We start from the raw sequence: 23,881 nt of genomic DNA on the forward strand, positions 1-23,881 counted from the left end.
ATGACCGCCAGCGGAATCGCCCAACAGGCCGTGGATCTCTTCACCGCCCGCGAGCGCCAGCGCTTCCTGGAACAGAATCCCAAGTCCGTCGCCCTTGCCGAGCGCGCGCACCAGTCGCTGTACGCCGGTGTGCCGATGCACTGGATGGCCGACTGGTCCACACCCTGCCCGCTGTTCGTCGAACGCGCCCAGGGCGCCCGCTTCTATGACGTGGACGGCCATGACTACGTGGACTTCTGCCTGGGCGACACCGGCAGCATGTTCGGCCATTCGCCGGCGCCGATCGCCCGCGCCCTCGCCGAACAGGGCGCCCGCGGCCTGACCACCATGCTCCCCGGCGAGGACGCCGTGGTCTGCGGCGAACTGCTCGCCGCCCGCTTCGGCCTGCCCTACTGGCAGGTGACCGCCACCGCCACCGACTCCAACCGCTACGTGCTGCGCTGGGCCCGCGCAGTGACCAAGCGCAAAACATTGCTGGTGTTCGACGGCTGCTACCATGGCACCGTCGACGACGTGATGGTGCGCTACCGCGATGGCGAGACCGTGCACCGCTCCGGCCTGGTCGGCCAGGCCTATGACCTGACCCAGCACAGCCGCTCCATCCCCTTCAACGACGTCGAGGCGCTGGAAGCCGCGCTGGCCCAGGGCGACGTCTGCGCCCTGCTGTGCGAGCCGGCGATGACCAACATCGGCATGGTCCTGCCCGATCCGGGCTTCATGCAGAAGTGCCGCGAGCTGACGCGTAAGTACGGCGCGCTGCTGATCATCGACGAAACCCACACCATCTCCACCAATATCGGTGGCTGCACCCAGCTGTGGAACCTTGAGCCGGACTTCTTCGTGGTCGGCAAGCCGATCGCGGGTGGCGTGCCCTGCGGCATCTTCGGTTGCAGCGCAGAGATGGCCGAGCGCATGGCCGCCTCGCGCAAGAGTGCCCAGGAAGACAGCCACGGGCACGGCCACAGCGGTATGGGCACCACGCTCTCGGCCAACGCCCTGGCCATGCACTGCATGCGCGCCAACCTGGAGCAGGTCATGACCCAGGCGGCCTACGACCACATGCTGCCGCTGGCCAAGCGCCTGGCCGACGGCTTCCGCCGGCTGATCGCCAAGCACGACCTGAAGTGGTCGGTGACCGAGCTGGGCGCGCGCAGCGAGTTCCAGTTCTGCCCCGTCTCCCCGCGCACCGGCGCCGAGGCTGAAGCAGCCTTCCATGACGAGCTGCAGATGGCACTGCACCTGTACCTGATCAACCGCGGCATCCTGATCACGCCGTTCCACAACATGACGCTGTGCTGTCCGGACACCACCGCCGAAGACGTGGATCGCCTGATCGCGACGCTGGATGCCGGCATCACCGAGCTGCTGGCGATTCCCGGCGCACGCGGGGCCTAAGCGCATAGAACCGTAGGGCGCATAACCTGGAACAGGTTATCCGCCGTCCGTTGTGTTGGCGGATAACGCTGACGCGTTATGCGCCCTACGTGAAACCCTAGCGCTGGCGAAACGAATCGCGGACAAACTCCGCTCTCGCAGTAAAGAGATTACGGCGCCCCGCGCCACCGAGGACCACCATGCAATTCGCCGATCGTCAGGAAGCCGAAGCCTTCCTCGCCGCCCACCCGGACGTGCGCAGCATCGAACTGTTCATCATCGACTCCAACGGCATCCCGCGCGGCAAGCTGCTGCACCGCGACGAGCTACTGGCGATCTACGACAACGGCCGTCCGCTGCCCAGCTCGATCCTCGCGCTGACCGTGCAGGGCGAAGACGTCGAAGGCACCGGGCTGGTCTGGGAAGTGGCCGACGCCGACTGCTGGACCTACCCGCTGCCCGGCAGCCTGACTCTGCAACCCTGGCGCAGCTCGCCCACCGGCCAGTTGCAGGTCAGCATGCACCCGACCCAGGGCCTGCCCGCCACACCCGCCGACCCGCGCCAGGCGCTGAGCCGCGTGGTCGACCGGCTGAAAGCCGAAGGCTTCCACCCGGTGATGGCGGTGGAGCTGGAGTTCTACCTGCTGGACAAGCAGCGCGACGCCAATGGCCGCCCGCAGCCGGCGGTGCAGATGAACGGCATCCGCCCTGAGGCGCCGCAGGTCTATGGCGTCTATGAGCTGGAGCAGCTGCAGCCGTTCCTCGACGACCTCTACGCCGCCTGCGAAGTCCAGGGCCTGCCGGTACGCACGGCGATTTCCGAATACGCGCCGGGCCAGGTCGAGCTGACCCTGGAGCACCGCTTCGACGTCATGCAGGCCATCGACGAAGGCGTGCGCTACAAGCGCCTGGTGAAGGGCGTGGCGAACAAGCACGGGCTGCAGGCCTGCTTCATGGCCAAGCCGTTCGGCGACCGCGCGGGCTCCGGCATGCACCTGCACGTCAGCCTGGCGGATGCCGAGGGCAACAACCTCTACGCCAGCGAAGACATTCACGGCACCCCGCTGCTGCGCCACTCCATCGGCGGCATGATGGCGCGTCTGCTGGACTCCCTGGCGATCTTCTGCCCCAACGCCAACTCCTTCCGCCGCTTCCAGGCCAACAGCTACGCGCCACTGGCCAAGAGCTGGGGCGTGAACAACCGCACCGTGTCGTTCCGCGTGCCCGGCGGCCCGGCCAAGAGCCGGCACATCGAGCACCGCATCTGCGGCGCCGACGCCAACCCGTACCTCGCCGCGGCGGCGATCCTCGCGGCCATCCACGAAGGCATCCGCGAGCAGATCGATCCGGGCGCGCCCATCGTCGGCAACGGCTACGAGCAGGCCACCGAGTTCCTCCCCACCGACTGGCTCACTGCGCTGCGCGCGCTGGAGTCTTCCACCTGGGCGCGCGAAGCACTGGGCGAGGAGTTCCTCAAGGTGTTCCTGGCGATCAAGTGGGAAGAGTTCCGCCAGTTCATGGGCGAAGTCGGCGAGCAGGACTGGCGCTGGTACCTGCACCACGCGTGATCGCAGGCCGTATCGGCAAAGACGAAACGGCTCTTGTAGGAGCGAGCTTGCTCGCGAACAAGCTCCAACGCTGAGGCGTTCGCGAGCAAGCTCGCTCCCACAGGGACAGCAACCCTCGATGCCTCCGATCCGCTCACCCGCCGACACGCAAAAGACTTACGAAAAATTTACCCTGCCAGAGTGAAGATTCTGGTCTTTTCTTGGTCAGTAGTTCCACGGGGCGCGGCTGAGCGTTTCCGTGGTCAAAGCGGCGCCGCCGGTCTGCCTGCCGGCCGCCGTTCCCTCTCAGGCAGGGAGAACCCGTAGACAATGAGCACTCCTGTCGTACTGATCACCGGCGCCGCCGGTGGCCTCGGAAAAGCCATCGCCAAACGTTTCGCCCAAAGCCACTGGCGCATCGCCGCCACCGACGTGGACAAAGCCGGCCTGCATGCCCTCAATGCCCAGGTCCCGCTGGACGCCAGCGCCGTTGCCGACCTGCGACGCTCCGACAACTGCCACAGCCTGGTCTCCGACATTCTCGCCCGCACCGGTCGCCTCGACGCCCTGGTGAACGCCGCCGGTGTCTGGCGCGAAGGCCCGGTAGAAGACTTCAACGAGGACGACTTCGACCTGGTCATGGGCGTGAACCTCAAGGCCGCGTTCTACATGTGCCAGGCCGCCACGCCGTACCTCAAGGAAAACCACGGCTGCATCGTCAACATCTCCAGCGATTCCGGCCGCCAGGCCTATCGCGGCTCGGCGGCCTACTGCGCAAGCAAGGCGGCGCTGACCATGCTGACCCGCACCCTGGCGCTGGAACTGGCCGAGCAGAAGGTCCGGGTCAACGCCATCTCCCCGGCCGACATTGCCACGCCGATGCTCGACTACCAGGCCGAGCGCTACGGGCAGGGCAATCCGGACGGCTACAAGCGAGCCCTGCTGAAGGATTATCCACAGGGCAAGGTGGCGCGCTTCATCCGTCCCGAGGAAGTCGCCGAACTGGTCTGGTACCTGTGCAAGCCGGAATCCGAGGCCATCACCGGCGCGGACCTGGCCATCGACTTCGGCCTTTCCGCCGGGCGCTGAACCGGCCAACAAACGAACGGGCGACCAGGGGTCGCCCGTTTTCGTTCGAAGCGTTGATCGAACGGCGGATGCACCGCTGGCGAAGGGTCCACTGGCGCCGCTGGCCAATCAGGGATATAGAAAAAACTGTGTCGCCAGCCGCACTCCGGTTGTCCAGAGTGAGGCCCTTTCCTTTTCCCAAGATGATTCCGAAGAGAATTCCATGGAACCTGGCAACCACCAGCTCAGCATGACCGTCCTGATGACCCCCGACATGGCCAACTTCTCCGGCAATGTCCACGGAGGCACCCTGCTCAAGTACCTCGACGAGGTCGCCTACGCCTGCGCCAGCCGCTATGCCGGCTACTACGTGGTGACACTGTCGGTGGACCAGGTGATCTTCCGCCAGCCGATCCACGTCGGCGAACTGGTCACCTTCCTTGCCTCGGTGAACTACACCGGCCGCACCTCCATGGAGATCGGCGTGAAAGTGGTCACCGAGAACATCCGCGAGAAATCCGTGCGCCACACCAACAGCTGCTTCTTCACCATGGTGGCGCTGGACGACGACCGCAAGCCGATCGAGGTGCCACAACTCGACCCACAGACCAAGGACGAGAAACGTCGCTTCGCCCAGGCCCAGCAACGCCGACAGATTCGCCAGGAGCTGGAACAGCGCTACCAGGAGCTTCGCGACGAATAAGCGACGTTCACGACATTTCCTGAAAAGAAATCCCGCGTGTCGCGGAAATTTCCCAATGCGTCAACAGGTTACCCTTGCGTGAAAGCAAGGTAGGAATTCATTACTACGCCTAAACTTTTCACACGCGGGTTTGCCCCCGTGACCCACCGTCGAGCGACCCGGTGCTGATACGCAGTCCGGTCGCTCCCTGAGTGCCCGGAGCCCAGACCATGCATCACACCCCGCTACTGACCACCCTCGCCGTCGGCTTCGTGCTGGCCTTCGTCCTCGGCGCCCTGGCCAACCGCCTGCGCATCTCGCCACTGGTGGGCTACCTGCTCGCCGGCGTACTGGCCGGCCCCTTCACCCCCGGTTATGTCGCCGACCAGGCGCTGTCCACGGAGATCGCCGAACTGGGCGTGATCCTGCTGATGTTCGGCGTCGGCCTGCACTTCTCGCTCAAGGACCTGTTGTCGGTAAAAGCCATCGCCATTCCCGGCGCGGTGGTGCAGATCGGCGTCGCCACCCTGCTCGGCCTGGGCCTGGCCTGGATGATGGGTTGGAACTTCGGCGGTGGTCTGGTCTTCGGCCTCGCGCTGTCGGTGGCCAGTACCGTCGTGCTGCTGCGAGCGCTGGAGCAGCGCCAGCTGATCGACACCAAGCGCGGGCGCATCGCCATCGGCTGGCTGATCGTCGAGGACCTCGCCATGGTCCTCACCCTGGTCCTGCTGCCGGCGCTGGCTGGCTCGTTGGGCGGCACCTCCGACGGTGGCGACGGCGGCCTGCTGATGCCGATCCTGCTGACCCTGGGCAAGGTCGCCGCCTTCGTTGCGGTGATGATCCTGGGCGGCCGCCGCTTCGTACCCTGGGTACTGGAGCGTGTCGCGAAAACCGGCTCGCGCGAACTGTTCACCCTCGCCGTGCTGGCCATCGCGCTGGGCATCGCCTATGGCTCGGCGGTGATCTTCGGCGTGTCCTTCGCCCTGGGCGCCTTCTTCGCCGGGATGATCCTCAACGAATCCGAGCTCAGCCACGAGGCGGCGGAAAACTCGCTGCCGCTGCGCGACGCCTTCGCCGTCCTGTTCTTCGTCTCCGTCGGCATGCTGTTCAACCCGGCGATCCTGATCCACGAGCCGCTGCCGGTGCTGGCCACCTTCCTGGTGATCGTCTTCGGCAAGTCGGTGGCGGCCTACGTCATCGTGCGCATGTTCGGCCACCCCAACAGCACCGCGCTGACCATCGCCGCGAGCCTGGCGCAGATCGGCGAGTTCTCCTTCATCCTGGTCGGTCTGGGCGTGACCCTGAACCTGCTGCCCGAAGCCGGCCGCGACCTGGTGCTGGCCGGCGCAATCCTGTCGATCCTGGTCAACCCGCTGCTGTTCATCGCCATCGACCGCCTGCAGGCGCGCCAGGAGCAGAAGGCCGAGAACGACCCCGGCGTGGTCCAGGTGGAGGCGCCGGATCTGCCGCCACCGGTGCTGGAAGAGAACCACGCCATCCTCATTGGCCACGGCCGCGTTGGTGCGCTGGTCAGCGAGCGCCTGCGCAAGGACAAGGTCCCGGTGGTGGTGATCGAGGACAAGCGCGAGAAGGCCGCCGAACTGCGCGAGCACGGTCTCTGCGTGGTGGTCGGCAATGCCGCCAATCCCGATGTCCTGAACCAGGCCAACATCACCTCGGCGCGCTGGCTGCTGATCGCCATCCCCAACGGCTTCGAGGCCGGGACGATCTCCAGCCATGCGCGGGCGATCAACCCGAACCTGGATATCATCGCCCGCGCCCACTTCGACGCCGAGGTGGACTACCTGGAGCAGAACGGTGCCAACCTGGTGATCATGGGCGAGCGGGAAATCGCCCGCGGCATGGTCGAGCGGGTCGAGCGCGAGGACGCCACCACGGCGCCCAGCGACGACCACCTGCCGCAGTCGGCCTGACGCCATGCTGCGCCGGCTCTATGACTGGACCATGCGCCTGGCGGGACATCCGCGGGCAGAGCTGGCGCTGGGCGGGGTGACCTTCGCCGAGAGTTCGTTCTTCCCCATCCCACCGGACGCGCTGCTGGTGCCGATGGTCCTGGCCAACCGCGCCAAGGCCTGGCGCTATGCGGCGATCTGCATCGTCAGTTCGGTGCTGGGCGGTATCGCCGGCTACTTCATCGGCCTGCTGCTGTTCGAAACGGTGGGCCAGGCGATCCTCGCCTTCTACGGCCTGCAGGAGAACTTCGCCGAGGTCGCCGAGCGCTACAACGAGCTCGGCTGGCTGATGGTGCTGCTGGGCGGCGGCTTCACGCCGCTGCCCTACAAGCTGATCACCCTGACCAGCGGGGTGACCCAGCTGGACCTGGTGCTGTTCATCGCCTTGAGCGTGGTGGCGCGCACCCTGCGCTTCGCCGCCACCTGCGCGCTGCTGTTCTGGGCCGGCCCGGCACTGCGCGAAGCCATCGAGAAGCGCCTGGGGCTGGCGTTCGGGCTGCTGACGGCGATGGTGGTGGGCGGGTTGCTGCTGGGCAAGTACATGCTCTGAACCGTTCTTCGTAGGAGCGAGCTTGCTCGCGAACCGCCCAACGCCCAGAGCCACCGGTAAATTAATTCGCGAGCAAGCTCGCTCCTACAGGGGAAGTACGGCGAGCTGGACATGCCCTCACCCCATCTTCACCGCCTCGAACTTCACCCGCGGGTGGGCGATGCGATCCTGCGCGCGCACCAGCTCCAGCTCGTAGCTGCCGCAGGCCTGGGTTTCCAGCAGCACCTCGTGCACGGCGGCGGCGCAGAACTCGAAGGCAGTGCGCAGATCATCGCCCAGCAGCAGGCGGGCGAGGAACAGCCCGGATGTCAGGTCGCCCACGCCCACCGGCTGGCGCGGGAAGGCCAGCAGCGGGCGGCGCAGGTGCCAGGTCTCGTCCAGGGTCACCAGCAGCATTTCGAAGGCGTCCGCCGGCTTGCCGGGGTAGTTCAGGTGCTTCACCAGGATCGCCTTCGGGCCACGTACCAGCAAGCCACGGGCCATCGCCGCGCAGTCCTCCAGGGAGGTCGGCTGGCGGTCGCAGAAGCTGTCCAGCTCCAGTTGGTTGGGGCACAGGTAGTCGGCCACGGCAGCAGCCTCGTGGAGCAGGAACTCGCCGACTTCCGGGGCGACGATGCAGCCCTTCTCCGGATGGCCCATCACCGGGTCGCACAGATAAACGGCGCGCGGGTTCACTTCGCGGATGCGGCGCACCACTTCGAGGATCGAGCGGCCCTGCGCCGCGCTGCCCAGGTAGCCCGAGAGCACCGCATCGCAGTTGCCCAGCTCGCCAATGGCGGCGATGCCATCCACCAGCGCGGGAATCTGCTCCGGCGGCAGCACCTGGCCGGTCCAGTGGCCATACTGGGTATGGTTGGAGAACTGCACGGTGTTCAGCGGCCAGACGTTCACCCCGACGCGTCGCATGGGGAACTCGGCAGCGCTGTTGCCTGCATGGCCGAAGACGACGTGGGACTGGATGGCGAGAACGTGGGGAGTGCGCGGCATAACGGTGTCCTGTTGCAGAATGGGCCAGTATGGGGCGCAATTCACACGCTGTGAACATCCGCCACTCGCCGCCCGGCAGTGGAGTGAGTAAGCTGGTGCGCCGATTCCGAGGAAGCCGAAGTGGACCTGGGCAATCTATTCATTTTCATGCTGGTCATTGCCGGCGCCGCCTGGTGGTGGCGCGCCCACGGCATCCGCGAGCGTGCGCTGGCACTGGCCAAGCAGCACTGCGCGCGCGAGGGCGTGGAGCTGCTCGATGACGCCATGGCCCTGCAGCGCTTCCGCTTCCAGCGCGACGGCCGCGGCAACCTGCGCCTGGCCCGCGAGTACGCGTTCGAGTTCACCGCCACCGGGCAGGAGCGCTACGCCGGCACCATTGCGATGTTCGGCCAGCACCTGGGCCGCGTAGAGCTGGCGCCGTTCCGCATGGAGCCCGAGCCGCGCATGCCGGTTTCCCCCGTCGCCACCTTCCATCCCGCCGCGGCTCCGGTGGATGAAGAGATCATCGATGCGGTTTTCGACGACACCCCGCCGCCAGCGCGCCCCAAGGGTGAGGTCATCCGCCTGGACGAATGGCGCCGCGCGCACCAGGACAAGAAAGTCGGCGACTAGAGCTGCACGCGGATCTTCTGCCAGTGGTCCTCGGTGGCATAGGTCATCGCACGCCGCAGAACCCGGCAGCGCAACCGGTGCCAGAGTCCATGGCGCCGCCGCTGGTTGCGCCGGCAGGCCTCGAACAGCCAGTCCGGATCGAAGCCGTCCCACACTCCCGCCGTCGCCCAGGCGTTGCTCCAGACCACCGGCGCCACTTCCAGACGGTAGATCGCCTCCAGCTCGTCCACGGGCAAGCCGCTGATCGCCAGGGTCCCCGCAATGGCAGCAAGGTCCGCTGCGTCCAGCTCGGTGTCCAGCCACAACTCGGACAGCGCCAGCCAGACGGACTCGCGGGCCGGGTCGTTCATTCGTGGCCCAGCAGGAAGCGCGAGACTCGCTCGGCGCTCTCCTCGGGGAATTCCTGCATGAAGCAGTGGCCGCCGTCGACGCACTGGCCGCTCACCACGGTGTTCGAAGCGCACCAGCGCGCCACGGACTTGGGCACGAAGGGATAGGTGCGCTCGCCGAACAGTACCTGGGTCGGCGTCACCACCTTGTTCAGCGTCGGCCACAGGCGCTTGGGGAAGGAACTGAAGATTTCCGCCTCGCGGCTGGGCCGGCATTTCAGCTCGACACCGGCCTCGGTACGCTTCATCGCGTTCTCCACGTAGGCCCAGAGCGCGTCGTCGGTCCAACCCTTGAAGATGCCGCGACCGTGCAGGCCGGCGTAGGCCGCTTCGCGGTCCGCCCACTGGCTGCGCCGCGAGCGCGCCTTCTGCACCATGGTGCGGCGCTTGTGCAGGCCGAGCACTTCGGAGAGCGCCATCACACCGATCATCGCCGGGGTGAAGAGCACCGGGTCGAGCAGCACGGCGCGACGGAACAACTCGGGATGGCGACCGAGGATCAGGCTGCTGAGCACGCCGCCAAAGCTGTGCCCTGCAGCGTAATGCGGCACGTCGCCGAATACCGGGTTGCCGGCCTGGAAGGCCTCCACCGCCATCTCGGCGTTACGGTTCCAGCCGTGGAAACGCCCGCCATGGTCACTGTCGCCATGGCCCTGGACGTCGCACAGCCAGAGGTCGAAATCCTTGGCCAGCACCTTGAGCATCGGCTCGTAGGCGCGGCCGCAGAAGCCATTGCCATGCAGGAAGTGCAGCAGCGGCTTGCCACTGGGCTCGCTGCGCCAACCGCGCAGGGTGAAACCGGCGGACCCTTCGTGGGTCCAGGACGACAACTGCATCGAAGCTCTCCATCGGGATGCGGCAGTTTAGCGAGGCAGCGGGGCGCCGGACCAGCGCGTGGTCATGCTATTGTCGCCGACCGTTGGTCGAACACCGTCGAACATGTCGCCTGCCCGCCCTCTTCGCCTGCTGCTGATCTGCCTGCTCCTGCTGGCCGGGCTGGTGCTGTCGGTATTCTGGGCCGGCGAAAAGGCGCGGCACCGCGCGCTATTGGCCGAGGCAGAAGCCGCCCACGAACAGCTCGGCCTCTATGCCAACTCCCTGCACACCCTGATCGAGCGTTTCCGCAGCATCCCCGCCGTGCTGGCGCTGGACCCGGAGCTGCGCGCGGCCATGCGCGGCCCGGTGACCGGCGAGCTGCAGCACCGGCTCAACCTCAAGCTGCAGGAAATCAACGGCGCGGCGCGCTCCTCGACCCTGGAGCTGCTGGACCACACCGGCCTCGCCGTGGCCGCCAGCAACTGGAACCTGCCGGTCAGCTACGTCGGCCACAACTACGGCTTCCGCCCCTACTTCCGCCAGACCATTGCCCAGGGCGCCGGGCGCTTCTACGCCGTCGGCGTGACCAGCGGGATTCCCGGCTACTTCCTGTCCAACGCCCTGCGCGACGACGACGGCCGCTTCCTCGGCGCCATCGTGGTCAAGCTGGAGTTCCCCGACCTCGAGCGGCAGTGGAGCCAGACCCCGGACGTGGTACTGGTGAGTGACAGCAAGGGCGTGGTGTTCCTCGCCAACCACCCGCGCTGGCGCTACCGCGAACTGATGCCGCTGGACGCCGTGGCCCGCGCCGAGATGGCCGACACCCGCCAGTACCACAAGCAGCCACTCAGCGCGCTGCCGCACCGGACGCTGGAAACCCTCGGCGAACACGCGCGCATGGTCCGCGTCGACGGCCAGGACATCAGCGGCGACTACCTCTGGCAATCGGTCGGTCTGCCGGAAGACGAGTGGACCCTGCACCTGCTGCGCAATCCCCACGGCGTGCAGTCCGACGTCACCAGTGCGCGGCTGGCCGCCGCCGGCGTCTGGCTGGCGCTGGTGTTCCTCGTGCTCTGGCTGCAACAGCGCCGCCGCCTCGCCCGCCTGCGCCAGCGCAATCAGGAAGAGCTGGAGCGTCTGGTCGAACAGCGCACCGCCGCCCTGCGCACCGCCCAGGATGGCCTGGTACAGGCCGCCAAGCTGGCCGCGCTGGGGCAGATGTCCGCCGCGCTGGCCCATGAGATCAACCAGCCGCTCACCGCCCAGCGCATGCAGCTGGCCAGCGTACGCCTGCTGCTCGACGCCGGCCGCCAGGACGACGCCCGCGCCGCGCTGGTGCGCGTGGATGAACTGCTCGAACGCATGGCCGCGCTCACCGGCCACCTGAAGACCTTCGCCCGCAAGACACCCGGCGGCCTGCGCGAGCGCATCGAGCTGGGCCACGTCATCGAACAGGCGCTGCAGCTGCTGGCCGTGCGCATCCGCAGCGAGGGCGTGGAGATCCATCAGCACCTCGACCTGCCCGCCTGTGTGCTGGGCGACGCGATCCGCCTGGAACAGGTGCTGGTCAACCTGATCCGTAATGCCCTGGACGCGGTGGCCAGCAGTGACCGGCCACGCATCGAGCTGACCCTGCGCCGCGAAGACGACCAATGGTGCCTGGAGGTGGCCGACAACGGCCCGGGCATCGACGACGAACACCTGGCCAGCGTCTTCGACCCCTTCTTCACCACCAAGCCGATGGGCGAAGGACTGGGCCTGGGGCTGGCGGTATCCTATGGCATCGTCCACGAACTCGGCGGGCGCCTCGGCGCCGCCAACCAGCCCACCGGCGGCGCGGTGTTCCGCCTGAACCTGCCGGCCGCCAGCGAAGAAAGAAGACCATGAGCGAGACCATCCTCTTCGTCGACGACGAAGCCGCCATCCGCGACGCCGTGCAGCAGTGGCTGCAACTTTCAGGCTTCGAAGTGCGCCTGTGCAGCAGCGCCGACGAGTGCCTGAAAAGTGTCTCCCGCGAGCTGCCCGGCGTAGTCATCAGCGATGTGCGCATGCCCGGCACCGACGGCCTGACCCTGCTCGAACGCCTGCAGCAGATCGACCGCGACCTGCCGGTGATCATGGTCACCGGCCATGGTGACGTACCCATGGCGGTACAGGCGATGCGCCAGGGTGCCTACGACTTCATCGAGAAACCCTTCACCCCCGAACGCCTGCTCGACAGCCTGCGCCGCGCCCTGGAGAAACGCCGGCTGGTGCAGGAGAACCGCCAGTTGCGCGAACAGGCGGCGCTCAAGGACCAGATCGAATCGCGGCTGCTCGGCGTCTCGCGGCCCATGGAAACCCTGCGCCGGCAGATCATGGCGCTGGCCGGTACGCCGGTGAACGTGCTGATCCGTGGCGACACCGGCAGCGGCAAGGAGCTGGTCGCACGCTGCCTGCACGACTTCGGCCCGCGCGCCGACAAGCCCTTCGTCGCGCTGAACTGCGCGGCGATCCCCGAGCAGTTGTTCGAGACCGAGCTGTTCGGCCACGAAAGCGGCGCCTTTACCGGCGCCCAGGGCAAGCGCATCGGCAAGCTGGAGCACGCCAACGGTGGCAGCCTGTTCCTCGACGAGATCGAGAGCATGCCGCTGGCCCAGCAGGTGAAGCTGCTGCGCGTGCTGCAGGAGCAGCAGCTGGAGCGCCTGGGCTCGAACCAGAGCATCAAGGTCGACCTGCGGGTCATCGCCGCGACCAAGCCGGACCTGCTCGAAGAAGCCCGCGCCGGACGCTTCCGCGAGGACCTGGTGTATCGCCTGAACGTCGCCGAACTGCGCCTGCCGCCGCTACGCGAGCGCCGCGAGGACATCCCGCTGCTGTTCGAGCACTACGCGCTGCTGGCCAGCGAGAAGTTCGGCCGCGAGGCCGCGCCGTTATCGGCCAGCGAACTGGCCCGCCTGCTCGCCCACGACTGGCCGGGCAACGTGCGTGAACTGGCCAACGCCGCCGAGCGCCACGTGCTCGGCCTGGACCGCGCCGAGCTGCCGATCGAGCCCGCCGGCAACGGCCTGTTCGAACGCATGGAAGCCTACGAGGCGCAGTGCATCCGCCAGGCACTGGGACAGTGCAAGGGCGACATCAAGGCGGTGATGGAACTGCTCGGCCTGCCGCGCCGCACCCTCAACGAGAAGATGCAGCGCCATGGGCTGAGCCGCGGGGATTACCTGGGCGAGGACTGAACCAGCTGCTCGGCGAAGAACCAGCCGGTGCACCAGCGCGCCAACGGCCAGAGCAGCGCCAGCAGCAGGATCGCCGGCGGCAGCAGGTAGAGCGGCAGGCTACTGGCGTTCAGTGAGCTGTAGGCGGCGAAGGCCACCAGGGTCGACACCAGCACAATCGCCACCAGCCACAACGCCAGCAACACCAGCGCGCAGGCCAGCACACGGCCAGCGGCGAAGCGCGAGACCTGGGCAGGCAAGCGAGTCCTCACCGCCGTCATGACAATGGCGAAAGGCAGTACACAGCTCGACAGCATGAATACCGACTGCCAGCCGTCTGCGCCGCTGTACAGGTAGAGCGCTCCGTAGCTGAGTGCCGCAAACAGCTTGTAGATCACTGCGGTGAAGCACAATGCTACCGCCAGCGCCACGTGCCAGGACGGCAGCGCGACGGCCAGGCCCGGCGCCATCGGTGCGGATCGCGAGCGCGCCAGGTGCAGGACCAGCCAGAGCGGCAGAAGGCACCCCAGGATCAGGTTGAGCAGCGAATTGACCTGGCCATACAGGACCATCCAGAGGGTCCGGGAGCCCTGCTCGAACGCCCACTGATAGAAGGACACGCTCAGGTAGGACACGGCCGTGCTGACGATCATGGTCGCGACCAGATAAGTCACGCCGAAGCCCACCAGCAACCCGGCCAGCGGCCTGAAGCGCGCGATACCGTGGCGCTCGCGCTGGTCATGCACCAGCAGCAGGACCGCCGCCGAGTAGAGGATCAGCCCTCCCAGCCAGTTGGCCAGCATGGTAGGCAGGTACTGCAGCAGGCGCTCGCGGAAACCGCCCAGATCGAAGAGCCACTGCATGGCATTGCTGCCGAAGAACACCACTGCCGCCGCCACCATCATGGCGGCGACGAATTGCAGAGGCTCACGGCCGACCGACGTCGTGGCGGCTACCGGTGCGGTAAGCGGGGCATGGGGCGTCGCGAAGGGATTATCAGTGGTCATCTCGGCATCCTTGTCGAATCCGGCCCTGGGCGCGGAGTGCGCCCAGCCTACCAGCCCGCCTGCGCTTTTCCAGCGGCATAAAAAAAGGCCGCTGGAAACAGCGGCCTTGAGACGGACGTCGATCTGGAGCAATCAAGAATCGGCGTCGGGAAGCTTGCCGGCGGTGAGGCCGGTAACGGCGCTGCTCGAAAGCCGCGCTGTTGGGTCAAGTATATTGACCGATAAGACAGGAATACAGATCACGGGCAGCGAAAGACTGTTACAGCTTCTGTAATAGTCGTCTCTCCAGTGAAGAAAACGCAGGCAAAAAAACGCCGCATGTCTTATGCGGCGCAAGGTGTTGAGAAGCCCGGCTCACGCTCCGGACCTCCCGGGGGAAGCGGCCGATCAGGAATCGGCGTTGCTGCCAGCGGCGGCCTTGGCGGTCTGCTCGGCGGACTGGGCCTGCTGCTGGGCAATCACGGCTTCGTTGGCCTTGACCATCTTGTCGGTCATCAGGCGCGATTCTTCGGCGAAGCTCAGCTGAGTGAAGGACAGCGAGCAGAGGGACAGCAGGGCAGCAACATAAAGAGAACGGGACATGACGGTGATCCTTTCTGAACACCCGGTTGGTCGGGGTTGTTGAAAGGTTACGGCGCAACAGTGGATCGAAAAATAGCTAGCTAACCAACAAAGCATTGCCTAAAAAGCAACAATCCGCGCCGATCGTCCGAGAATGCCGACATAGAGCGGCTGCGACGACCCGCCACGCTAGCCCTTTGCCTTATGCCCAGTTGACGGGATCGTTGAGCGCTGCTTCGTCGTCCTCGAAGACCCGCGGCAGCTCCGCCTTGAGAAACTCGACCCAGGTGCGGATCTTCGCGTCGAGGAAGCGCCGCGACGGGTACAGCGCATAGATCTGCCGCACGTGCAGGCTGTGCCGGGGCAGCACGCGTACCAGTGAGCGGCGACGCAGCGCGGGCGCGGCGACGTAGCTGGGTAACAGGCAGATACCCATGCCGGCGGCCGCAGCACCGGTCAGCGCTTCGGCGACGTTGACCATGAAGGTGTCGCGCGGGCGGATCACGCTTTCCTCGTTGCCCTCCTCGAAGGCCCAGCCCTCGGGGAAGGTCGGGTCCTGCAGGCGCAGGCACTGGTGCTGGTGGAGGTCGGCGACACTGGTCGGGGTGCCGCGCCGCTTGAGGTATTCGGGGCTGGCACAGAGCACGCTGTAGATCGTGCCCAGGGTCTGGGCGACGAACTCGGAGTCGGGCAGCTCGCGGTCGCGGGTGATCACCACGTCCTGGCCCTCTTCGAGAATGTCCGGCTGGCGCTGGGCCAGGGTCAGCTCGATGTAGACCTCGGGGAAGGACTCGCAGTAGCGCGAGATCAGGGGGATCAGATGCTGCTGGCCGAGGCCGGTGAGTGAATGGACGCGCAGGCGGCCGCGCGGCTTGAGATGCGCACCGCTGGCTTCGGCCTGGGCTTCATCGACATCGGCGAGAATTTCCCGGCAGCGCAGCAGGTAGCGCTCGCCGGTTTCGGTCAGCGCCAGGCGCCTTGTGGTGCGGTGCAGCAGACGTGCTTCAAGCTGGGCTTCGAGGTCGGAGACCACGCGGGAGACCTGGGCTGTGGATAGCCCCAGGGCATTGGCGGCGGCGGTGAAACTGCCGGCATCCACCACCCGGACGAATGCCCGCATCGCGTGAAGTACGTCCATGCTTCCCCCTGCCTGTTGATCTTGTCGTAGGCGCCTGTAGGAGATGACAACCATTGTTGTCCGCGCCGCAAAACTGAATCGCAGTATAGGGTCGTTTTTTGCCGATTGTTACCACGTATAGTGCCGGACAAGTCGCTGCAGCAACGTTGGGCATACCAGGCTCATCGTACGGCCGCCGATACACCAATCGACGGCCCTCTCCCCCGCGCATACCTGGCTGCAGCGACTGACTCTTTCTCCAGGGGCGGCCATCTTCGGATGACCGCCCTTTTTCGTTGCTGGCCACAGCAACGGAGCCGAGCCGGATGGTGTAGGAGCGAGCTTGCTCGCGAACAGGTCAAACGGCGGCGCCAAAGTTGAGCGGTTCGCGAGCAAGGGCTGGGCGCCCCCTCGGTCCTACAGAAAGCCGATCAGCGCGGCAGCGGGTAGAGGCGCTCGTCGAACTGATCCAGGCGCACGAACTCCAGCGGCGTATCACTCTCCAGGTTCTGTAGACGGTCCTGGTACTGGCGCAGAAAGTCCTGGCGCGCCTCGTTGCTGATGTAGGGCACATGCCAGGCCACGAAGGGCGGCAGCACGCTCATGCCGGTGTAGGCCAGGGTGCCGCGCAGGATCGGTCGCAGCATGTCCTCCAGCGGGCCGTGGATAGCGCCGTCACCGAACATGTGGTCGCGCCCGCCGAGGGTCACGCTGACCAGAGCCTTCTTGCCGGCCAGGCCGCCCTGGTCGTAGAAGCGCTTGCCGCCGTAGCAGATGCCCGAGACCAGCACGCGGTCGAACCAGCCCTTGAGAATGGCTGGCGCGGAGAACCAGTAGATCGGGAAGTTGAAGACCACCAGGTCCGCCCAGAGCAGTTTGTCCAGCTCGGCCTGGATGTCGGCGGCGATGGTCTTGGCCTTGGCGCCTTCGCGCTGTTCCAGGGCATAGACCAGGTACTCGGGGTTGGCGCGGGCGCCGAAGTCGGCGGCGCTGGCCACCGGGTTCCAGTTCATCGCGTAGAGGTCGGAGACCTGCACTTCGTGGCCCTGGCCGCGCAGGGTCTCTTCGGCGAGCTGGTAGAGCGCAGTGCTGAAGGATTGCGGTTCGTTGTGGGCGTGGACGATCAGTACGTTCATGTCGGGTCCTGAATGGTCGGGTATTGGCGCTGGGCGTTGCCCTCTCCCTAACCCTCTCCCTGAAGGGAGAGGGGACTGGCCGGTGCGAACGGGAATTCCCGTGCTCGCCGGCCAACTCCCTTCCATCCGGAAACTCCGAACGGCTCCCTCTCCCGCTGGCGGGAGAGGGCTGGGGAGAGGGTGCTCTTCAGTCGCTCAGAGTTGAATGGCCTTGAGCTCGACGAACTCGTGCAAGCCCTGCTCGCCCCATTCGCGGCCGTTGCCGGACTGCTTGTAGCCACCGAAGGGCGCACGATAGTTGAAGGCACCACCGTTGACGAAACATTGGCCGGCGCGCATCTGCCGGGCGAGGCGCAGGCCATCTTCGCGGTCGCCTGCCCACACGGCGCTGGACAGGCCAAACGGCGAGTCATTGGCGATGGCAATCGCCTCGGCCTCGTCGGCGTAGGGAATCAGGCACAGCACCGGGCCGAAGATTTCCTCTCGGGCGATGCGCATCTGGTTGGTCACGCCGGCGAAGATCGTCGGTTGCACATAGTGCCCGCGCTCCAGGTGAGCCGGGCGTTCGGCGCCGCCGCAGACTAGCTGTGCGCCCTCTTCCTGGCCAACGCGCAGGTAATCGAGCACGGTGCGGCGCTGGCCGCCCGAGCACATCGGGCCGAGGAAGCTGTCGGCGTCCAGCGGGTCGCCCATCTTCAGCGCGAGGGCTTCGGCGCGGGCGATCTCGACGGCTTCGGCATAGCGATGGGCCGGCAGCAGCATGCGCGTGAGCGCGGTGCAGGTCTGCCCGGAGTTGATCATCACGTCCTGCACGCCGTGGCGCACGGCGGCGGCCAGGTCGGCCTCGGCGGTGATCAGGAACGGCGACTTGCCGCCCAGCTCCAGGCACACGCGCTTGACCGTCGGTGCTGCCGCTTCGGAGACCTTCACACCCGCGCCGGTGGAACCGGTGAACGACACCATGTCCACATCCGGATGCCGCGCCAGCGCTTCGCCGACCTTGGAGCCGGGGCCGCTGACCAGGTTGAACACACCGGCCGGCAGACCGATGGCGTGGACCATGTCGGCGAGCAGGAAGGCGTGCAGCGGGGTGTCCTGGCTCGGCTTGACCACCACGGTGCAGCCGGCGGCGAGGGCCGGGGCGAGCTTGCCGATGAGCTGGTGCAGCGGGTAGTTCCAGGGGTTGATGAAGGCGCAGACGCCCACCGCTTCCTTCACCACCAGCGAGTTGCCGACCTCGCGTACTTCGTCCATGTGCGCGGCCATGGCGGCGTAGCTTTCCAGGCCCTCGATGGGCCCGTCGACCTGCACCATGCGGCACCACTGCACGGGCATGCCCAGCTCGGCGGTGATCAGCCCGGCCATCTCATCGGCGCGGCTTTTCAGTTGTTCGGCGAGGGCACGGATGTAGCCGGCGCGGACGTGGGAAGGCGTCTGCGACCAGGCCGGGAAAGCCCGGCGCGCGGCGTCCACCGCGCGGTTCACGTCACCTTCGCCACCCAGGGGAACGCGGCCGACGCATTCCTCGGTGGCCGGGTTCTGCACCTCGGCCATGCCCTGCCCTTGCGGCACCACCCAGGCGCCGTCGATGTAGAGCTGCGTACGATCATGCATAGCGTTTTTCCTTGAGCAATTCGGCAGCGCACAAGGCGATGCGGCGGCAGGCTTCGCGCAGCGGCTCGGCGCCGAGCACCAGGCCCAGGCGGATGTGCCCGGCGGCGCTGGGGCCGAAGGCTTCGCCGGCCAGTACGGAAACGCCGTGGCGGTCCAGCAGCACATCGGCGAAGTCCTGGGCGGAGAGCCCGGTGGCGCGGATATCCACCATCACGAACATGCCGCCGTCCGGGCGCAGGGCGCGCACGCCGACGCAATCAGCGAGGCAGTCGAGCACCAGGTCGCGGCGCTGGCGATAGGCCTCGCGCATGGCTTCCAGTTCCGGCAGCTTCGCTTCCAGCGCGGTGCAGGCGGCGTCCTGGATGAAGTCCGGTGAGCCGTAGAGCATGCACAGGGCGAGGTTTTCCAGGTGCGCGCAGAGTTCCTGCGGGCCGACCACCCAGCCTACTCGCCAACCGGTCATCGCATGGGATTTCGACAGGCTGTTGAGGGTCGCAGTGCGCTCGGCCATACCCGGCAGGCTGGCGGGGCTGATGTGCTCGCCGTCGAACAGCAGCTCGCTGTAGACCTCGTCGGAAATCATCCACAGGTCGTTGTTAACGCACAGCTCGGCGAGCTTTTCCCAGGTGGCCCGCGGCAGGCTCGCGCCGGAGGGGTTGTGCGGGCTGTTGATCGCCAGCGCGCGGGTGCGCGGGGTGATCAGTGCGGCGACATCCTCGGCCTGCACGCGGAAGCCGTGCTCGGAGCGCACCGACACCGGGATGACCTTGGCGCCACAGGCACCGAACACCGCTTCGTAGGTGACGTACATCGGCTCGGCGACGATCACCTCGTCGCCCGGATTGAGCACGCACTGCGCCACGGCATACAGCGCACACTGGGCGCCGGCCAGCACGACCACGTCATCGGCGGTGACCGCCTGGGCACTGCGCTCGCTGTGACGACGGGCGATGGCTTCGCGCAGCGAACGCTTGCCACGCACATCGGCGTAATGGGTGTTGCCGGCCAGCAGGCTGTCGATGGCCGACTGCACGATGGGCACCGGGGTATCGAAGTCCGGGTCGCCTACCGACAGCAGCAGGATGTCGTCACCCTGCTCCATTCGCGCCAGGGCACGGTAGTGGATGTCCCAGGCGGCGGCGCCGTCGCCGGCGATGCGTTGGGTGAAATTCGAATAGCGCATGGGGAACTCCTTGCGGCGCCGGGACCTGTGCGGCCCCGGCGAGTACGACGGGCCTACTTCGCGCAGGCGTGTTTCAGCTCGATCAGGGTCACGCCCGGATGGGCGAAGCCTTCGCGCAGGTCGCGCTCCAGTTCGTCCAGGCTCTGCGGCTGGCGCATCTCGCAGCCGTAGGCACGGCCGAGCAAGGCGAAGTCCGGATTGCGCGGCAGGACGCCGATGGGCTCGATGTCCAGGCCGATCATGTCGTCGCGGATCTGCCCCAGCGCATCGTTGTTCCACAGCAGCACCACCAGCGGGCTGTCCAGCTCTTCGGTGGCGGTGGCCAGTTCCTGCGCGGTATAGAGGAAGCCGCCGTCGCCGACCAGCACCAGGCCGGGGCGCTCCGGCGCGCCGAACTTGGCGCCGATGCCGGCGGGCACGCCGTAGCCGAGGGTGCCGTAGCCGGTGGGGTGCAACCAGCCGCGCGGGGCCTTGCTCGGGTAGAGGTAGTTGGCGGTGTAGGCCAGCTGGGTCATGTCGCTGGCGATGAAGGCGTTGTCCGGCAGGACCTTGGCGATGCGCTGCAGGATCGACTGGTGGATGCGTTGCAGCGGCGCGTGGCCGGCTTCGATCTGCGCGCGCAGCTCGGCGATGCGCGACTGTGCCTTCGCAGCGTCGCGGGTCGCGCTGGGCAGCGCGGCAAGCAGGGCTTCGGCGGTGGCTTTCGAATCGCCCAGCAGCGCGACGGCGCTCGGGTAGAAATCGTTGAACTTGCGCGAGTCGACGTCGACGCGGATCACTTCGCCGCTGACCGGCAAGCGGTCGCGCCAGAAGTCAGTGTCGGCCATCTCGGTGCCGATGGCGAGGACCACGTCGGCTTCGGCGATCATGTCCCAACCGGCCTGGGTGCACAGGGTGGAGCCCGCGGCGAGCGGCGCTTCCGGTGCCAGCAGACCCTTGCCGGCGACGCTGGTGAACAGCGGTGCGGCCAGACGTTCGCTCAACGCAGCCAGGGCATCGGCGGCGTGCAGCGCGCCGCCGCCGGCGATGATCATCGGGCGCTTGGCGGCCTTGAGCTTATCCACAGCCTGCTGCAGAGCATCGGCGGCGGGCTGGCCACGGCCGGCGCGGCGCACGACTTCGTGGGTCCAGTCGCGGGCGACGGGGTTGGCGAGCACGTCCAGCGGCACGGAGATGTGCACCGGGCGGGGGCGCTCGCTGTCGAACACGGCGTAAGCACGGGCGATCAGCTCGGGCAGGTCCTCGGCGCTCAGAGCGACGGCCGAGAACGCGGTGATCGGCGCGGTCATGGCGCGCTGGTCCTGGGTCTCGTGCAGGCAGCCCCAGCCCTTGCCCAGGCTGGCGGTGTGGTTGACGCTGGAGATCACCAGCATCGGGATCGAGTCGGCGTAGGCCTGGCCGATGGCGGTGGCGGCGTTGGTCACCCCCGGGCCGGTGATGATGAAGGCCACGCCCGGCTTGCCGCTGACGCGCGCATAGCCGTCGGCCATGAAGCCGGCGCCCTGTTCGTGGCGGGTCAGCACATGGCGGATGCCGCTGCCGGGCAGGCCGCGGTACAGCTCCAGGGTGTGTACACCGGGAATGCCGAACACGGTGTCGACGCCATAGTTGGCCAGCAGGCGTACCAGGGCCTGGCCGCCGGTGAGGTTCTTGTTGTTTTGCATGAACGATCTCCCGAACTGTTCTTCGGCGGATAACCGCAAGCGGTTATTCGCCCTACTCGTTGGGGCCTACGCCGAGTGTCCGGCGTGCGCCGCTTTTGCTCCCTCTCCCTTCAGGGAGAGGGGGACGTTCGTGTACTTTCTTCAACGCCCAGCACTGAAGTTCTTTTCGTAGGACCGAGGGGGGCGCCTAGCCCTTGCTCGCGAACAAACCCCGCTGCGAGGCATGGTTCGCGAGCAAGCTCGCTCCTACAGGCACGGTCATTCAGCGGTGCGGATCAGCGCATCCACCGCCACGGCGCCTTCGGCGTCCGCCAGCAGCGGGTTCACGTCCAGCTCCAGCAGGGTGTCCACGTGCTCGCAGGCGTAGTCGGCGACGGCGCGGATGGCTTCCACCAGCGCTTCCAGGTTCACCGGTGCGCGACCTCGGAAGCCGGTGAGCAACGGCGCGCTGCGCAGGCTCAGCAAGGCGTCGCGGATCGCCGCGTCGGTGGTCGGCAGCAGCAGGCTGCGGCTGTCCTTGAGCAGCTCGACGAGGATGCCGCCGGCCCCCAGCACCAGTGCCAGGCCGAAGCCGTTCTCGCGCTTGATGCCGACGATCAGCTCGGCCAGTGGCGGATTGGCCATGCGCTCCAGCAGCACCTGGTCGAAGGGCACGCCAGGTGCGTGACGGGCGATGTTCTCGCGCATGTCGAACAGCGCGGCTTCCAGCGCCGCCTCGTTGCGCAGGTTGAGTGCCACACCACCGGCCTCGGTCTTGTGCGGCAGCTGAGCACTGACGACTTTCAGCGCCAGCGGGAAGCCGACATCGGCAGCCGCTTCGCGGGCCTGGGTCGGGGTGCTCAGCGCGGCGCGCGGCAGCGGCAGGCCGAAGGGTTTCAGCGCCTGCTTGGACTGCCACTCGTCCAGCAGCCGGCCTGCACCTTCCAGGGCCTGCGGGCAGAGCGGTACCAGCGCGGCTTCGCCACGGGCCAGCAGCGCTTCGCGGCGCTGACGGTAATGGGCGATGCGGCCCCAGGCGGCGAGTCCGTCTTCCACGCCTTGCAGCGCGGCGACGCCGTGGGAGTGCAGCAGTTCGCGGGCATGTTTGGGCAGCAGCTCCGGCAGCGCGGAGGCGATGAAGCCGACTTTGCCGTGACGCTCCAGCGCGGCGCAGTACAGCTCCAGCAGCAGGTCGCACTGCGGGCGCTCGCCGGTTTCCTCGCCGGGGTAGTCCAGCACCAGCAGGGCGGCGTCGGCTTCGGTCTGCAGGGCGCTGTCGAGCATGCGTTGCAGAGCTGGGCCGTCGCCCCAGATGGCGGTGGTGAAGTCCAGCGGGTTAGCGATGTTCGCGTAGTCCGGCAGCACCTGCGCCAGCTCGGTACGTTGCACGTCGACCAGCTTGGGTAGGCTCAGGCCGTTGCGCTCGGCGTAGTCGGCGATCAGCCCGGCGTCACCGCCGGAGCAGGCCAGCGCAGCCAGGCTCGGCCCGGCCGGCAGGTTGCCGCAGGCGGCCGCCTTGAGGGTTTCGATGAAGCTCACCGGGCCGCTGACGCGGATCACCCCGAGGCGATCGAACAGCGCGTCGTACAGCGCATCGGAGCCAGCCAGGGAGCTGGTGTGGCTGAGCGCGAGTTCCGCACCGATCTCGGAGACGCCGGTCTTCAGCGCGATCACCGGGATGCCTTTCTGCAGTGCCTTGAAGGCGGCGCGGGCGAAGCCGGGAACGTTCTTCAGGCCTTCCAGGTGCAGGCCGATGGCGGTGACGCGCGGCTCGTCGAGCAGCACGTCCATCAGTTCGGCCACGCCCAGTTGCGCCTGGTTGCCCACCGAGGCCATGTAGGCGATGGGCAGCGAGCGGTCGCTCATGGACAGGTTGTAGGCAAAGTTGCCGCTCTGGGTGAGAACGGCCACGCCCTTCTCGACGATGTGCCCGCCATGGGCCACCGGCCACAGCGCGGAGCCATGCAGGTAGTCGAGCAGGCCGTAGCAGTTGGGGCCGAGCAGGGCCATGTCACCGGCGCTGGCGAGCAGGCGGCGCTGCAGCACTTCACCCTCGGCACCGGTTTCGGCAAAGCCGGAGGCGTAGCAGATGGCGCCGCCGGCATCCTTGGCGGCCAGCTCGGCGACGGCCTGCAGGGTCAGGTCGCGGTTGGTGGCGACGAATACCGCATCCGGCCCTTCGGGCAGCTCAGCGACGCTGCGCACACAGGGCACGCCTTCGAGTTCATCGTACTGCGGGTTGACCAGCCACATCGGCCCGGCGAAGCCGCCTTCGGCGCAGCGCTTGAGCGCGCGCGCCATGCTGCGGCCGCCGATGAAGGCGACGTGACGGGGGGCCAACAGGCGCTGGAGGTTTTCTCTTTTCATGTCGGGTCTCGATACGGGGCTATGCCCTTTCCCCCAGCCCCTCTGACTGGGCGCCCCC

Annotated in this window: 20 protein-coding genes; 9 read left to right on the forward strand and 11 right to left on the reverse strand. The window is 67.2% G+C overall.

What is annotated here, in order from left to right:
* From FAS41_RS14420 to FAS41_RS14445, 6 genes are all read left to right on the forward strand, one after another.
* Positions 1–1,395, forward strand: a complete 1,395-nt coding sequence (locus FAS41_RS14420; protein WP_138523317.1) for an aspartate aminotransferase family protein — start codon at positions 1–3, stop codon at positions 1,393–1,395.
* A gap of 179 nt (positions 1,396–1,574) precedes the next feature.
* Positions 1,575–2,942, forward strand: coding sequence for a glutamine synthetase family protein (locus FAS41_RS14425; protein WP_138523319.1), 1,368 nt, complete (start codon positions 1,575–1,577; stop codon positions 2,940–2,942).
* A 309-nt stretch (positions 2,943–3,251) separates the two neighbouring features.
* Positions 3,252–4,010, forward strand: coding sequence for an SDR family NAD(P)-dependent oxidoreductase (locus FAS41_RS14430; protein WP_138523321.1), 759 nt, complete (start codon positions 3,252–3,254; stop codon positions 4,008–4,010).
* Between the two features lie 202 nt (positions 4,011–4,212).
* Positions 4,213–4,692: an acyl-CoA thioesterase gene (locus FAS41_RS14435; protein WP_138523323.1), complete on the forward strand. Its 480-nt coding sequence runs from the start codon at positions 4,213–4,215 to the stop codon at positions 4,690–4,692.
* A gap of 209 nt (positions 4,693–4,901) precedes the next feature.
* Positions 4,902–6,605: a YbaL family putative K(+) efflux transporter gene (gene ybaL / locus FAS41_RS14440; RefSeq protein WP_138523325.1), complete on the forward strand. Its 1,704-nt coding sequence runs from the start codon at positions 4,902–4,904 to the stop codon at positions 6,603–6,605.
* A 4-nt stretch (positions 6,606–6,609) separates the two neighbouring features.
* A complete protein-coding gene (locus FAS41_RS14445) occupies positions 6,610–7,194 on the forward strand; it encodes a YqaA family protein (protein WP_024766834.1) in 585 nt (194 codons plus the stop codon).
* Between the two features lie 117 nt (positions 7,195–7,311).
* Here FAS41_RS14445 and pdxY read toward each other — a convergent pair whose 3' ends face one another.
* Positions 7,312–8,181 carry a pyridoxal kinase PdxY gene (gene pdxY / locus FAS41_RS14450; protein WP_138523327.1) on the reverse strand — a complete coding sequence of 290 codons (870 nt, stop codon included), beginning with the start codon at positions 8,179–8,181 and terminating at the stop codon, positions 7,312–7,314.
* Positions 8,182–8,328: 147 nt separating this feature from the next.
* On the opposite strand from pdxY, the gene FAS41_RS14455 reads away from it, so the two are divergent.
* Positions 8,329–8,793 carry a DUF3301 domain-containing protein gene (locus FAS41_RS14455; protein WP_425049006.1) on the forward strand — a complete coding sequence of 155 codons (465 nt, stop codon included), beginning with the start codon at positions 8,329–8,331 and terminating at the stop codon, positions 8,791–8,793.
* Here FAS41_RS14455 and FAS41_RS14460 read toward each other — a convergent pair.
* Positions 8,790–9,143: a DUF7079 family protein gene (locus tag FAS41_RS14460; protein WP_138523331.1), complete on the reverse strand. Its 354-nt coding sequence runs from the start codon at positions 9,141–9,143 to the stop codon at positions 8,790–8,792. The genes FAS41_RS14455 and FAS41_RS14460 overlap by 4 nt on opposite strands.
* Complete coding sequence (locus FAS41_RS14465; protein WP_138523333.1) at positions 9,140–10,018, reverse strand: alpha/beta fold hydrolase; 879 nt, start codon at positions 10,016–10,018, stop codon at positions 9,140–9,142. Before FAS41_RS14465 ends, FAS41_RS14460 begins: the two co-directional genes overlap by 4 nt.
* 103 nt (positions 10,019–10,121) lie before the next feature.
* On the opposite strand from FAS41_RS14465, the gene FAS41_RS14470 reads away from it, so the two are divergent.
* Both FAS41_RS14470 and FAS41_RS14475 read left to right on the forward strand, forming a co-directional pair.
* Positions 10,122–11,885, forward strand: coding sequence for a sensor histidine kinase (locus tag FAS41_RS14470; RefSeq protein WP_138523335.1), 1,764 nt, complete (start codon positions 10,122–10,124; stop codon positions 11,883–11,885).
* Positions 11,882–13,216, forward strand: a complete 1,335-nt coding sequence (locus tag FAS41_RS14475) for a sigma-54-dependent transcriptional regulator (RefSeq protein ID WP_138523337.1) — start codon at positions 11,882–11,884, stop codon at positions 13,214–13,216. Before FAS41_RS14470 ends, FAS41_RS14475 begins: the two co-directional genes overlap by 4 nt.
* On the opposite strand, the gene FAS41_RS14480 is transcribed toward FAS41_RS14475, so the two are convergent.
* From FAS41_RS14480 to FAS41_RS14515, 8 genes are all read right to left on the reverse strand, one after another.
* Positions 13,198–14,202: a hypothetical protein gene (locus tag FAS41_RS14480; RefSeq protein WP_138523339.1), complete on the reverse strand. Its 1,005-nt coding sequence runs from the start codon at positions 14,200–14,202 to the stop codon at positions 13,198–13,200. The two genes, FAS41_RS14475 and FAS41_RS14480, sit on opposite strands and share 19 nt — an antisense overlap.
* Before the next feature lie 387 nt (positions 14,203–14,589).
* The gene (locus tag FAS41_RS14485) at positions 14,590–14,784 is read right to left on the reverse strand and encodes a hypothetical protein (RefSeq protein ID WP_138523341.1); all 195 of its coding nucleotides are present in this window, start codon (positions 14,782–14,784) and stop codon (positions 14,590–14,592) included.
* 181 nt (positions 14,785–14,965) lie between these two features.
* Complete coding sequence (locus FAS41_RS14490; RefSeq protein WP_138523343.1) at positions 14,966–15,901, reverse strand: LysR family transcriptional regulator; 936 nt, start codon at positions 15,899–15,901, stop codon at positions 14,966–14,968.
* Positions 15,902–16,311: 410 nt separating this feature from the next.
* Positions 16,312–17,016 (reverse strand): NAD(P)H-dependent oxidoreductase, encoded by a 705-nt coding sequence (locus FAS41_RS14495; protein WP_138523345.1) that lies wholly within the window; start codon positions 17,014–17,016, stop codon positions 16,312–16,314.
* A gap of 195 nt (positions 17,017–17,211) precedes the next feature.
* Positions 17,212–18,630, reverse strand: a complete 1,419-nt coding sequence (locus FAS41_RS14500; RefSeq protein WP_138523347.1) for an aldehyde dehydrogenase family protein — start codon at positions 18,628–18,630, stop codon at positions 17,212–17,214.
* Positions 18,623–19,813: a pyridoxal phosphate-dependent aminotransferase gene (locus FAS41_RS14505; RefSeq protein ID WP_138523349.1), complete on the reverse strand. Its 1,191-nt coding sequence runs from the start codon at positions 19,811–19,813 to the stop codon at positions 18,623–18,625. The genes FAS41_RS14500 and FAS41_RS14505 overlap by 8 nt, the downstream gene beginning before the upstream one ends.
* A gap of 53 nt (positions 19,814–19,866) precedes the next feature.
* Positions 19,867–21,477 carry a 5-guanidino-2-oxopentanoate decarboxylase gene (locus FAS41_RS14510; protein ID WP_138523351.1) on the reverse strand — a complete coding sequence of 537 codons (1,611 nt, stop codon included), beginning with the start codon at positions 21,475–21,477 and terminating at the stop codon, positions 19,867–19,869.
* A gap of 258 nt (positions 21,478–21,735) precedes the next feature.
* Positions 21,736–23,823, reverse strand: a complete 2,088-nt coding sequence (locus tag FAS41_RS14515) for an acetate--CoA ligase family protein (protein ID WP_138523353.1) — start codon at positions 23,821–23,823, stop codon at positions 21,736–21,738.
* Between the last annotated feature and the right edge of the window lie 58 nt (positions 23,824–23,881).

The organism is Pseudomonas nicosulfuronedens (assembly GCF_005877905.1).
Lineage (GTDB): Bacteria > Pseudomonadota > Gammaproteobacteria > Pseudomonadales > Pseudomonadaceae > Pseudomonas > Pseudomonas nicosulfuronedens.

Excerpts from the sequence above, each read along its gene's own strand:
- FAS41_RS14420 (WP_138523317.1), top strand. The coding sequence starts at position 1 with ATGACCGCCAGCGGAATCGCCCAACAGGCCGTGGATCTCTTCACCGCC.
- FAS41_RS14425 (WP_138523319.1), top strand. The coding sequence starts at position 1,575 with ATGCAATTCGCCGATCGTCAGGAAGCCGAAGCCTTCCTCGCCGCCCAC.
- FAS41_RS14430 (WP_138523321.1), top strand. The coding sequence starts at position 3,252 with ATGAGCACTCCTGTCGTACTGATCACCGGCGCCGCCGGTGGCCTCGGA.
- FAS41_RS14435 (WP_138523323.1), top strand. The coding sequence starts at position 4,213 with ATGGAACCTGGCAACCACCAGCTCAGCATGACCGTCCTGATGACCCCC.
- ybaL (WP_138523325.1), top strand. The coding sequence starts at position 4,902 with ATGCATCACACCCCGCTACTGACCACCCTCGCCGTCGGCTTCGTGCTG.
- FAS41_RS14445 (WP_024766834.1), top strand. The coding sequence starts at position 6,610 with ATGCTGCGCCGGCTCTATGACTGGACCATGCGCCTGGCGGGACATCCG.
- pdxY (WP_138523327.1), bottom strand. The coding sequence starts at position 8,181 with ATGCCGCGCACTCCCCACGTTCTCGCCATCCAGTCCCACGTCGTCTTC.
- FAS41_RS14455 (WP_425049006.1), top strand. The coding sequence starts at position 8,329 with ATGCTGGTCATTGCCGGCGCCGCCTGGTGGTGGCGCGCCCACGGCATC.
- FAS41_RS14460 (WP_138523331.1), bottom strand. The coding sequence starts at position 9,143 with ATGAACGACCCGGCCCGCGAGTCCGTCTGGCTGGCGCTGTCCGAGTTG.
- FAS41_RS14465 (WP_138523333.1), bottom strand. The coding sequence starts at position 10,018 with ATGCAGTTGTCGTCCTGGACCCACGAAGGGTCCGCCGGTTTCACCCTG.
- FAS41_RS14470 (WP_138523335.1), top strand. The coding sequence starts at position 10,122 with ATGTCGCCTGCCCGCCCTCTTCGCCTGCTGCTGATCTGCCTGCTCCTG.
- FAS41_RS14475 (WP_138523337.1), top strand. The coding sequence starts at position 11,882 with ATGAGCGAGACCATCCTCTTCGTCGACGACGAAGCCGCCATCCGCGAC.
- FAS41_RS14480 (WP_138523339.1), bottom strand. The coding sequence starts at position 14,202 with ATGACCACTGATAATCCCTTCGCGACGCCCCATGCCCCGCTTACCGCA.
- FAS41_RS14485 (WP_138523341.1), bottom strand. The coding sequence starts at position 14,784 with ATGTCCCGTTCTCTTTATGTTGCTGCCCTGCTGTCCCTCTGCTCGCTG.
- FAS41_RS14490 (WP_138523343.1), bottom strand. The coding sequence starts at position 15,901 with ATGGACGTACTTCACGCGATGCGGGCATTCGTCCGGGTGGTGGATGCC.
- FAS41_RS14495 (WP_138523345.1), bottom strand. The coding sequence starts at position 17,016 with ATGAACGTACTGATCGTCCACGCCCACAACGAACCGCAATCCTTCAGC.
- FAS41_RS14500 (WP_138523347.1), bottom strand. The coding sequence starts at position 18,630 with ATGCATGATCGTACGCAGCTCTACATCGACGGCGCCTGGGTGGTGCCG.
- FAS41_RS14505 (WP_138523349.1), bottom strand. The coding sequence starts at position 19,813 with ATGCGCTATTCGAATTTCACCCAACGCATCGCCGGCGACGGCGCCGCC.
- FAS41_RS14510 (WP_138523351.1), bottom strand. The coding sequence starts at position 21,477 with ATGCAAAACAACAAGAACCTCACCGGCGGCCAGGCCCTGGTACGCCTG.
- FAS41_RS14515 (WP_138523353.1), bottom strand. The coding sequence starts at position 23,823 with ATGAAAAGAGAAAACCTCCAGCGCCTGTTGGCCCCCCGTCACGTCGCC.